The sequence below is a fragment of the bacterium genome, assembly GCA_023150945.1.
In the GTDB taxonomy this organism is placed as follows: Bacteria; Zhuqueibacterota; Zhuqueibacteria; order Zhuqueibacterales; family Zhuqueibacteraceae; genus Coneutiohabitans.
In genome coordinates this window covers 13,066-24,597 of record JAKLJX010000001.1, presented here as the reverse complement: position 1 = coordinate 24,597, position 11,532 = coordinate 13,066, and the positions used below count along the sequence as shown (strand labels likewise).

Annotated in this window: 6 protein-coding genes; 3 read left to right on the top strand and 3 right to left on the bottom strand. The window is 61.2% G+C overall.

Features of this window, described 5'->3' with window-relative positions; all coding sequences use genetic code 11:
• Positions 1-338: 338 nt before the first annotated feature.
• From waaF to L6R21_00065, 3 genes are all read left to right on the top strand, one after another.
• On the top strand, positions 339-1,412 hold the full coding sequence (gene waaF / locus L6R21_00075; GenBank protein ID MCK6557570.1) for a lipopolysaccharide heptosyltransferase II: 1,074 nt from the start codon (positions 339-341) through the stop codon (positions 1,410-1,412).
• A gap of 223 nt (positions 1,413-1,635) precedes the next feature.
• Positions 1,636-1,869 carry a hypothetical protein gene (locus L6R21_00070; GenBank protein ID MCK6557569.1) on the top strand — a complete coding sequence of 78 codons (234 nt, stop codon included), beginning with the start codon at positions 1,636-1,638 and terminating at the stop codon, positions 1,867-1,869.
• Entirely contained in the window at positions 1,866-2,741 is an 876-nt protein-coding gene (locus tag L6R21_00065; GenBank protein ID MCK6557568.1) for a glycosyltransferase family 2 protein, read from the top strand. The genes L6R21_00070 and L6R21_00065 overlap by 4 nt, the downstream gene beginning before the upstream one ends.
• Here the strand turns inward: L6R21_00065 and L6R21_00060 are convergent.
• The 3 genes from L6R21_00060 to L6R21_00050 form a co-directional block, all read right to left on the bottom strand.
• A complete protein-coding gene (locus L6R21_00060) occupies positions 2,713-3,891 on the bottom strand; it encodes a PAS domain-containing sensor histidine kinase (protein MCK6557567.1) in 1,179 nt (392 codons plus the stop codon). The genes L6R21_00065 and L6R21_00060 overlap by 29 nt on opposite strands.
• 331 nt (positions 3,892-4,222) lie before the next feature.
• Positions 4,223-9,082, bottom strand: coding sequence for a tetratricopeptide repeat protein (locus L6R21_00055; protein ID MCK6557566.1), 4,860 nt, complete (start codon positions 9,080-9,082; stop codon positions 4,223-4,225).
• 353 nt (positions 9,083-9,435) lie between these two features.
• Complete coding sequence (locus L6R21_00050; GenBank protein MCK6557565.1) at positions 9,436-11,529, bottom strand: adenylate/guanylate cyclase domain-containing protein; 2,094 nt, start codon at positions 11,527-11,529, stop codon at positions 9,436-9,438.
• Between the last annotated feature and the right edge of the window lie 3 nt (positions 11,530-11,532).

Sequence of the window (11,532 nt, the reverse complement as noted above, 5' to 3'; positions counted from 1 at the left end):
AGCCGGCGTGTTCGCCCTCCCGTGCCGGTCCGAAAATGTTCCGGCCGCGGCTGCGCCGAGGTTTTCGAACTGCGAGCGCCGTTGCAACGCTTCGCTCTTCAATGCGCCGGCCAAGCCACCGCAGGAACGCTTTTGTCAAGAAGCTGCAATTTCGCACGGGCACTGCCCAACGCGGTTAAACCGCAACTCAAGGGAAATCGCCAACAAACAGAAACAACCCGGCAGAGGAAAAAGCTCTTCCTCCGCTGGAGAAAGTCATTGCTGTCAGAACAACGATTTCAATCTCAAGAGACTGAGCAAACCTGACAGCTCACGGATGCGGAGTTCATCGTTTGCGTATGCCACCCAGCGGCGGTTTCAAAAAAATTCTGGTCATCAAGCTGCGCGCCATCGGCGACGTGATTCTGGCCACGCCGGTGCTGGATAATCTGGCCGCAGCGCTGCCCGGCGCCGTGATCGATTTTCTCACCGAACCGCCGGCCGCTCCCCTGGTGCAGCATCATCCGGCCGTGCATGATTTGATCGTGCTCGAGCGCAATCCGCCGGGCTGGCGCAAGCAACTGGCCCTGCTGCGCGATTTGCGCCGGCGGCGTTATGACCTGGTGATCGACCTGTTCGGCAATCCACGCAGCGCGCTACTGGCCTTCGGCACGCGCGCCGCCGTGCGGGTGGGCTACAAATTTCGCGTCCGCCGCTTCGCTTACAATCATCTCGTCACCCCGCGCGGGGATCAGGTGCATGAAGTCGAATTCAATCTTGATGCGTTGCGCAGTCTGGGGCTTCCCCTCGTCACCAAGGCGTTGCGCGTGGAGGTGGCGGCCGGCGCACAGGAAGAAATCAACGCATGGTGGCACAAGCAGGAATTCGATCGCAGCCGGCCGGTGATCGGTTTGAACGCTTCCGGCGGATGGTACACGAAGCGCTGGCCGCTGGCGGCATTCGCGGCGCTCGGCGACCGTCTGGCAACCGCGAGAGCGGCACAGATCATCCTGTTGTGGGGCAACCGGCAGGAACGCGAGGAGGCCGCGGCGATCCTGGAGATGATGCAATCGCCGGCGTTGCTGGCGCCGCCGACGAGTTTGATGCAATCCGCCGCGCTGCTGGCGCGCTTGCGTCTGCTCGTTTCCAATGACTCCGGGCCGCTGCATTTGGCCGCTGCCATGCAGACGCCGGTGGTGGGCATCTATGGCCCCACGCGCCCGGATTTGCAAGGTCCCTGGGGTGAAGGCCATCAAATTGTGCGGCAGGAAGGTTTGGCTTGTCTCGGCTGCAACGGCGTGGCGTGCCGGATCAAGACACATGATTGCATGCAAAAGCTGGAGGTGGAACAGGTGCTGGCGGCGGTGCAGAGATGCCTGTCATCGCGCAGGGGCGCGGCGGAGGCGCAAGGTGGCCGGGCTGCAGCGGAATGAATCGCGGAAAGTGACGCAGGCGCAGGCGAACGCTACGACGTTAAGCACCCCGGCTTCTCCAAAGGGCCAGCTTGACCCCGACGGGCTCACAGGCATTAGCCCACGGGCAGCGCCCTGGGATATTGACAAGGTTCATCGCAGGTTGCCCTGAAAGGGCGGCATTTCTGACGTGTTTCGAGGGCATGACATTTTAGCGTCAACACATGTTGTCTTCATTCACGAAATGCCTGAAGTCGAATTCCTCTTTACAACTCTTCGCCAGGGCGTGCGCTTCTGCCTTTTTGAGATTCGAGTAATGTACGACAGCATTTGGTGGCCGGATAAAGCAACCCCCCGCCTTTTGCCGTTCGGCACCAATCTTCGCGGGTACGATGCTGGCCGCATTACGCCGGAGACAACAACGCCTCATGCAAACGAAAAACGCAATAATCCGGGTACTGTGCGAGACGCCACATGAATGAAAATGCCGCAGAGTCACCAGCAATGACCAAGAGCATGACGCCGGGCGCGCCCCGGCTTTCAGTGATCATCATCACCCAGAATGAGGCGCATCTGTTGGGCGACTGCCTGGCGAGCGCGGCCTTTGCCGATGAGATCATCATTGTGGATGGCGAAAGCAGGGATGAGACGCAGGCGCTGTGCCGTGCATTCGCCGCCGCGCAAGCACAACCAGGCGGCGCGCAGGTGCGCTGGTTCGTCAGGCCCTGGCCGGGTTTTGCCGCGCAAAAGCAGTTTGCCCTCGAGCAAGCCACCGGCGATTGGGTCCTGAGCCTCGATTCCGACGAGCGCATCACGCCCGCGCTCGCCGCCGAGATTCGATCGGTTCTCCAGAACCCAACGGCGGCGGACGGCTATTACCTTCCCCGCTTGAGCACGTTTTTGGGAAAATTCATGCGGCATGGCGGCTGGTATCCCGGTTATCAACTGCGCTTGTTTCGCGCCGCCCGCGCGCGGCTGATCAACACGCATGCGCATGAGGGCTTTGCAGTGACGGGAACGCTGGCTCATCTGCAGCACGACCTGCTGCACTACACCCATCGCACGCTGGAAGAAAGCCTGGCGCGCATGAATCGCTACAGCTCGCTGGAAGCATTGGATCGCGCCGGCCGGCGCGTGCATTGGTGGGATTTTTTCTTCCGGCCGCTGGCGGCGTTTTGGAACAAATACGTCGCCAAGCAGGGCTGGCGCGATGGCCAGCACGGCCTGGTCCTGGCGTTGGTGACGGCGATGGTGAAACTCGCGCTGTATTTGAAGCTGTGGGAAGCCCAGCACAACGCCGGCGCCCAGACGGACGCACGCCTCAACGCCGCGCCGACGGAAACGAAATGATGATTTCCGAGCCGTGCGCTTCGTGAGGACGCACGGCGATCTCGCCGTGATGCGCTTCGATGATCCTCCGGCTCAGGAAAAGCCCCAAGCCCACCCCCAAGCCGAATTTCTCCGCATTGAACACCGGATCGAAAAAACGCTCGAGCGTTTCGGCCTCGAGGGGGGCGCCGCGGTCTTCCAGGCGGATCACCACTCCTTCACCGTTGGGCTGCGGTTCGGTTTGCATTTTGGGGACGGCGTCTTCACCGGCGGCCATGATCGCGTATTTCAGCAGGTTCTGCAGCGCCACCTGCAGCAGAATCGCATCGCCGGTGATGGGCGGCAAGTTGGGGGCGAGCACCATGGTGCACAACACTTCATGATTCATGGTTTGTTGCAGCAGGGCGAGTGCCTCCAGAATGGCGTCGTTGAGGTCGAGCGCGACGAGATGAGCGGAGGCATCGCGCGCCAGGCTGACCATGTTGTTGGTGAGGTAGCTGATGCGGTAGATTTGCGTGATGATGTCGTGCAGGCCCGCTTCCAGTTCGTGATTACCGCTCTGCGTCGCCATCCCCAGGATGTCATCGAGGCGGTGGCAGATCACGTCGAGCGCGCCCGCCAGCTCGTGCGCCACGCTGGTGTTGAGCTTGCCCAGCAGCAGAAGCTGTTCGAGCAGTTGATGCTGCTTGCGCAGAATCCGGCCCTGGGGTATTTCACTCAACGCCAGCATGGCCAGGCGCTGCCCGCCCGCCGCCGGCAGCGCGCTGAGATGATAGCGGAAGGTGAAGCTCGGACCGTTGCCGTGGCACTGTTGAAATTCGCCCTGCAGTTGCAGCGGCGACTTCGCGTTTTCCTCCCGGTCACTGTGCGCGCTTTCAAACAAGCGCTGCAACTCCCCCCGCAAACCCTGCTCGAAACTGCTCGGCACCAGCGAGAACACCGGCTTCTGCAGCGCTTGCTTGCGCGTCACTCCCACCAGCCGCGCCATGGCGTGATTCCAATGCCGCACGATCAGATCTTCATCGACACAGCAGACGGCTTCCGGCAGCGCTTCGCAGAGGGCGCCGAGCGATAGTGCCTGCTCCGGCGCCGGGGCGGCGGATTGCCAAAAGGTGGAAGCAGCGGGAGCAAGCGTGGTGGTTGAAGCGGGATGCGAGTGCAAAGGGTGCATAATGGCGGCCTCAAATCATCTGGATCTGTTGAGTGACTGGCAAGCCGGTCAGGTTTTGCCGCCGTGCTTGCCGCAATCCGAATCCCACAATCGCAAAGGTGTCACGAATGAAGCGGCGGCCCAGCCCATGAAGCCGCATTCATGCAGAAAGTTGTGGGGAGGGCAAGCACGACAAAATCGGTGCCAGTGTCCCGCCGTCTGCTGCGCTGCAGAATGCTGAAGTTAAACCGGCGCCGGACCCGGCCGGATGTTTCACGGTGAGACTGAATAACGAAGCTGGTTCCGGAGATGGCAGGAGTTACGCAATAACAGAATTGTAAACAATCGCGCTTCAGCGGGCGCCCAACAATACAAAAGGCGCCCACCGCGCGGGATGATCGGAAGTGCCGGTCCGCGTTGCGCGCTTGGCCGCACGCAACGCTGCGGCCTTGTTCATGCCGCGATTCAAGTTGGCATAGAACTGCGCCAGCAACTCGGCCGCGGTGCGCTCTTCACTGCGCCACAAGCTGATGACCAACGAACGCGTGCCGGCATGAAAGAAAGCACTGGCCAGTCCGCTCAGATCCTGGCCGCTGCTCGTGTCTTCCAGCTTCGTGGTGCTGGCGCTCAAGACCGCCAGTTCGGCCTTGAGATTCATGTTGTAGATCTCGGCGACGCGCACAAAGCCGTCGCTGAGCAGAAAAGCCGATTGCAGCGGTTCCTGCGGATCCAGGTAACCGAAGGTCGCCAAATGCAGAAAGCGATGACCGCCGGCATAATGCTGCAACTGTTCCCGCGTGGCCTCGGCGTTCAATTTGGCCCGCACGTTTTTGCTGTGCGCGCTGATCAGTTTGATTTCCTGCGCCGAATACGGCAGAGCGGGGGCCCGCGCCGCCGGCACGACGGGTTTGCCCGCCGGCGCCAGATCGTCGAGATAGCTCACCGGCACGCGCGCAACACCGTTGTTGCTCGCGCTGGCAAAGGGCGCCAGGGCCAGCAGGTCGCCGGAATAACCGGCGGGCGCGCGTTTGCTCACGTTGCGCAACAATGCCGCAGTGGGCGAATAAGTCAACGGATAGCGGTCGAGTAAAAACGCCGTGCCCGCCAGCCGGCCTGCGCCGTTGGCGGCGGGCGCCTGGGCCACGAGCGCGTCAAACGGCAGGTAGTGCAGAATGCCGTCCGGCACGATGATCAACGCCGCCAATTCCTGCTGCTGATTGGCCGCGGCAATGCGCGTCTCCAGCGGCTGAATGAGAATCTGGTAGAGTTGATACGCGAGCGCCTGATCAAACGGGGAGGTGGCGCCGCCGTTCAGCGAGGTGATGAGCTGCGCCACTTTGGCGGTCAGTTTCTCCCGATCAATCCGGACGAGGAAGGGATAGAGGTTCTTCCTGCCGATGACGAAGCTGTAGAGCGCGCGCTCGCCGAGAAAAAACTCCAGCAACACTTCGTTGTCCTGCAAAATTTCATTCTGCACCTGCTGCAGGCGCAGCGGCGCGGGGAATTTCAACTCGGCATATTCCGGATGTGCCAATTGCACGCGTTGCGCCAGCAGCTTCCATTGCGTGTTGGTTTCCTTTTGCTGCTCGATCATGAGGCGCTGGCGCAAGCTGCCCATGCCGCTTTGCCACTCGGCGCGCAGACGCGCGCCGCGGCTCAGCAGGCTTCTTTCCGCTTCACGCAATTCCGGTTCGACGCCGGGCGTAATTTCTCCCGGCGTGGCGAACAGCGCTGCAAGCAAAGGCCGCGCCTTGCCGCGTTCGAGATAGCTGAACGCATTCTCATAATCTTGCTGCTCGAAAAACAGAGCGACCATGCGACGGTAGACATTCACCGCTGCCGCCACCGCCGGCTCTGCGAGCGCGCCAAGCGCCGGCACCGGCAGGCCTTCTTCCAACACCGCCACCGATTGTTTGTACCAGGCCAGCGCCTGCGTCTTGTCACCTTGCAACTCATACAAATAACCGAGCTGGCCCAGCACCTTGTGCTCCAAGTCCTGGTCGCCCAAGGTCCGGCTCAAATTCAGCGCCGAACGCAAAGAACGGAGCGCCTCGGGATAATCCTTGGCGCTGCGATAAACGATGCCCAACTGCTGCTGCACCTGCGCCTCACGGCCGGGATCTGCAGCGCGCCGACAAAGTTCCAGGGCATGCTGCAAGCTGTTCACCGCCAGCGCATAATCGCCGGTTTGTTGATACATTGCCGCGGCCTGCTGCCAGACGTCCACCTCAGTCGCGGGGTCGTTCACTTCCTGATAGATCTCCGCCGCGGTTTGAAAATAAGCGCCTGCTTGTTGATACCGGCCCAGTGCCGTCTGCAGCGCGCCCAAGCGGCTGAGTGTCAACGCGGCTGCGGAGGCCTGGCCCGCTTGCTGTTGCAGCCGCAGCGCTTCCTGCAGCGAAGATTCGGCCTGCGCGCGTTGATTGAGCGCCAGATAAACCATGCCCAGGTTGCTCAGCACGGTTGCTTTGCGGCTCTCCTCCTGCAATTCCGCCATGCGGCGTAAAGCGGTTTGAAAGTGAGCGAGCGCCTCCTGAATTTTGCCGGCGCGCCGCGCGATCTCGCCGATTTCATTGAGCGCCTGAATCTCGCCGGCGCGGCTGCCCGCCTGGCGATGCAGTGCCATGGTTTTTTCATAGTGCTGCCTGGCTTCCTGATACGTGCTGAAGCGGATCTGCCAGTGACTCAAGTCTTCGGTCGAGCCGGTTTGTCCGGTTTTGTCGCCCAAATCCTGATAGGCCTTGTGCAATTCTTCTTTGTAGAAATCCGCCTGCATCTGATTGCCGAGCTGGGTGTAGATCTCCGCCAGCCCGCTGAACAGGGTAATGAGGTCGCTCAGCTCGCCGCTCTTGCCGAGCAGCTTCAGTGCCTCTTGATAGCGCGCCAGGGCGGTGGCGTAATCGCGCGTGGCGAGATGCACACTGCCGATGTGCTTGAGCGCCAGCCCCTCCTGCAATTTGTCGCCGGCCTGGCGCCGGTTGTTGAGCACGTAGTTGAAATACTTCAAGGCGTTTTGATAATCTTGCGTGGCGGCATACAACTCGCCGATGCGGGTGAGCACCACGCATTCGCCCGCCTTGTCCCCCATGCTTTGATAGAGGCGAATGGCGCTGCGATAGTATTCCAACGCCTTGCGGTTCTGGCCCTGGCGGCCGTGGCTTTCGCCCAGACTCACGATCGTGCGCGCTTCCGTGGCCTTGTCGCCGAGGTCGCCGGCCAGCGCCATGGCCTCCTGCAATCGTTTCATGCCCTCGACGGCATTGCCGGCCAGGCCCTGCGTCTCACCCAGCAGCGCCAGCGTTTTGGCGGCAGCCGCCTTGTCTCCCAGCTCCTGCGCGATCTTCAGCGCGGCCTGATGCTGCGCCAGCGCCTCTTCATGGTTGCGGCCGGATCGGTAGATTTCACCCAGCGAATTCCGCGTCACCACCTGCAACGGCCGGTCGCCGATTTGTTGCGCGAGCGCCAGCGCTTCCTGATGCTTGGCGCGCGCCGTCTGATAATCGCCGGCGCGGCGGTAGGTCATACCGAGCTGATTGAGGGTTTTGCTGGTCAGCACCGTGTCCGCTGCGGCGCGGTGCAGCTTGAGCACGTACTCGAATTGTCTGAGCGCGCTGGCCCAATCGCCTGTCTGGCGGTGAATCTCACCCACTAGCGCCTGCACCGCGGCATCATTGGCGGGCAGGGCCTTGAGCAGGCGCAGGGCCTCGAGATCATGGGCGTGCGCACGATTGAAATCGCCCGCGCTGCGGCAGGTCTCGGCCATTTGATGCAGGACGGTGCCCTGGCCGAGCGAATCTTCGCTGGCGCGGCAAATCTCCAGCGCCCGCTGGAAATGCCCGATCGCCTTTTCGTAGTAGCCATTGCTGGCAAACACGGCGCCCGCGTTTTGCGAAACGGCCTTCACCTGGCGCGTGTCGCCGCCTTCGAGCGTGGCCGCCAGGGCTTCGCGAAAACGAGCCAATGCCTGCTTGAATTGCGACAGGCGGCAGTGCATCTCGCCCAAGCGGTTGAGCGTCACGCCTTCGCCGGCGCGATCGTGAATCTTCTTGCGCAAATTGATGGCGGTTTCGAAGGCGGGCAGCGCCTGCTGAAAATCCTGGCGATCGCTGTACAGCTCGCCCAACCGGTGCCAAACGGCAGCCTGGCCGGCTTGATCCCGCGTCTTGCGCTTGAGCGTGAGCGCGGTTTCGTAGGAGAGCAGCGCGTCGTTGAAATTGCCGCGGCTGCGGTAGAAATCGCCGAGATGCATGAACGTGGTGCCCTTGCCGTTCTCATCTCCAGCGGCCATCATGGCGTTGAGCGCGTCATGAAAATAAGACAGCGCCGTGGCATCATTACCGGTGAGTTGATGCACTTCCCCGAGTTGATTCAACACCCGGCCCATGGCCGGCTGATTGCGGGCCTCTTCCAGCGTGGCCAGCGCTTTCAAATAGTATTCTTCGGCGCGGCGGAAATCACGGCTTTCCTGATAAACACGGCCGATGTTTTTGAGAATCCAGCCTTCACTGGACTTGTCGAAACTGGCGCGCGCGAGCTGCAGCGCCTCTTCATAGGCAGACAGCGCCTTGCTGTAAGCGCCCAAGTCCATGTGGATTTGCCCGAAATTGTTCAACACGCTGGCGCGCAGCGAATCATTGCCCGCTTGTTTGACGATGGCCTGCGCCTGCAGCAGATAGCGAAACGCCTGTTCGCGATTGCCGGCCTCGCGATAGATCGCGGCCATGCGATTGAGGATGCCCACTTCCCCGCTGTTGTCGTTGGCGGCGCGCTGCAGCGCCAGCACATCCTGCAAATTCGCCAGCGCGAGTTTGTAGTCGCCCATGCCTTCGTACACGTCGGCGATCAACAGCAGAGTTTCCCGCTCACCGTCGGTATTTTTTTGCAGGCGGAACAGGTAAACGCCGCTTTCCAGCGCGTCGAGCGCTTTTTCGGGATCACTGGCTTTGTAGGCTTTGGCCCCCTGATTGTAGAGATAGCTGGCCAGCACGCCGGCATGAAAGGGAAAGCGTTTGACCAGCAGCTCCGCCTGTGCCTGATTGCCGCTGCGCACGGCGGCCATGAAGCCGTCCATGAAATCCTGGCCGGAGAGCTGTTCTTGTTTGCCCGAGTCCGGCGCGGCGGGTTCCGGCGTTTCCTGCCCAAACAGCAAACCAACGGCAGCCAGCAGCAACAGCGCGGTGAGCGTGGCGGTCATGCGAGTCCAAGGGTTCATGGTGCGGATCCTCGCGCAGGTTTGTTGGCTCATGCGATCACTTCTCGAGTGGGAATAAGACCGCTTGTTTTGCGGTGAAACAGTGCCTTGCAACGCCGCAGGCCCGGCCACAGCACCAGCCTTGCCGGCTGAGGGCGGGAGGAGGTGCTGCAGCCCTGCCGCATGCCCGCCGCCCGGCATTGGCGGCGCGGCAGGCGATGGTGCGATTGCATTTGCTCAGCTTAACAGGCGCCGGAGCCTTCTTCGCGTTGCCTCTTGCGGTTCGGGAGGCGACAGGTGCATTCAACATTCGCGCCGTGTGGAGGTGGCTCAAGTCAATTGCAAGATTCAAGCCAGCCGCGGGTGACCGGCCTTTACTTGGATTTGAATTCATAAACGCCGTCCCAGTTCGGCGGCGGCGGTGTTTCGATAAAATTGAAACAGCGCGTGACGTAAACCCGCGAAGGTCCATCCGAGGGAAAATAGCGCAGCACGCGCTTGAACTGCTGCAGCGCCCCCACCCAATCTGCCTGCCGGTACAGCGCCAGCCCTTGCGAATAGACCTGAATGATCAAGTCTTCTTCGATTTGCGGCAGCGGCTCCATGCTGCGCAGCTCGTAGATTTTCACCGGCCGCTTCTTGCCTTTCACCCGCACGAGATCGAGCTCGCGCACACGGGCGCGAGCTTTGGCCTGGGTGTAGGTCGATTCGGAAATGATGATCGAGGTCCAGTACTCCTTGTTGGCGCCCTCCAACCGTGCGCCCAGATTGACTTCATCGCCGATCACGGTGTAATCGAACAACTGCTGCGAGCCCAAATTCCCCACGATCATGTGGCCGGTGTTGATGCCGATGCCGATCTGAAAGTAATCCTGCGCGTTCGCCGACCAGCGTTTCTGCATCTCGCGCAGCCGGTCGATCATCGCGACCGCGGTTTCACAGGCCTTCTCGGCATGATTGGGATAAGCGTAGGGCGCGCCATACACCGCCATGATTTCATCGCCGACGTACTTGTCCAGCGTGCCCTGCTGCTGCTTGATGATCTCCGTCATCTCGGTGAGATATTCATTGAGATGCTGCACCACGGTTTCCGGCGCGTGCTTTTCGCAATAGGTGGTGAAGCCGCGAATGTCGCTGAACAACACCGTCAGCTCACGTTTCTCACCGCCGAATTTCGGCATCGCGCCCGAGGCCAGAATGCTGTTGACGATGCTTTCGGAAACATACTGCTGAAACACCCGCTTCGTACGCCAGCGCTCGCGGCGTTCGGTGATGATGAGCTGGGCATTGTTGCCGACATAGCTCAGCACGATGGCCAGGCCGGGCGCCACCACCGGCAGCCAGACGAGAAACTTGATGAAACAGAGCAACCCGGCGATCAAAACCAGCAACATGGCCAGACCGGTCGCCAGCATGCCGGTGAACGTGCGGCTGGTCAGTACCAGCGTCATGGTGCCGAAGCCGGTTGCCAGCAGCACCAACCACTCAATCCAAAACGGCGTGCGCTGCACGGCATCCCCCAGCAACAGCGTGGCCAGGGCATTGGCATGCACTTCCACGCCCGGCAGCTTGTGCCTGGATTCACCGGCGCCATAGAACGGCGTGAACTTGACATCCTGCAATTCTTCCGCGGAAGCGCCGACAAAAACCACCTTGTTTGCGAAGACGCGGTTGGGCAGATAAACGGTCTCGAAATAGTTGGTATCGAGTTCGGCTTCGACGAGCTGAAAGTCGCGATCATCGAGCACGCTCGCAAACGAGTACGTGGGAAAAGTGCGCGCCGGGCCGCGAAAATTGATGAGAAAGGTATTGTCATCGTGCTGCGGCAGGCCGTTGGCGGCATCCACCGGATCCTGTGGCGCGCCTTTGAGCTGGCGATGGGCCATCATCGCCAGCGGCAGATGGCGACTGCCTTCCCATTCTTCGAACAGCAAATAGCGGCGCACGAAGCCATCGAGATCTTCATCGATGTTCACGATGCCCCAGGGGCTGCCGCTCTGCAACAACGGCTTGATGGGTTTGATCAGATAGGTGTTGAGCGTGCCGCCCGAGGCCAGCTCAAACGCCTTTTTGCCCGCAAACACCACCCGCCGGGAGCGGGCCGCCGCAGCAGCCAGCGCCAGATCTTCCGCGGGATTGCTGGCCGTAGGCTCGGAGAAAATGATGTCGAACAAGATCAGCCGGGCGCCGGCGCGCGTGAGGTTGTCGATCAGCCTGGCATAGTACGTCCGCGGAAACGGCCAGCGGCTGGGCAAATCGAAAAAGGACTGGTCGTCGATATCGACAATGACCACGCCGAGCGAGTCGACGCCCTGCGGTCCGCGCAGGGCAAAGCGAAGGTCGTAGGATTTGAGCTCGAGATTCTCGAAGGCGGTGGTGAAGCTCAGCACGAAGGCCAGCAGGATGGAGAAGAGACTGATCGCGCTGCCCAAAATCCATTTGTTGGCGAGCGCCTGCGACAGATTCACGTC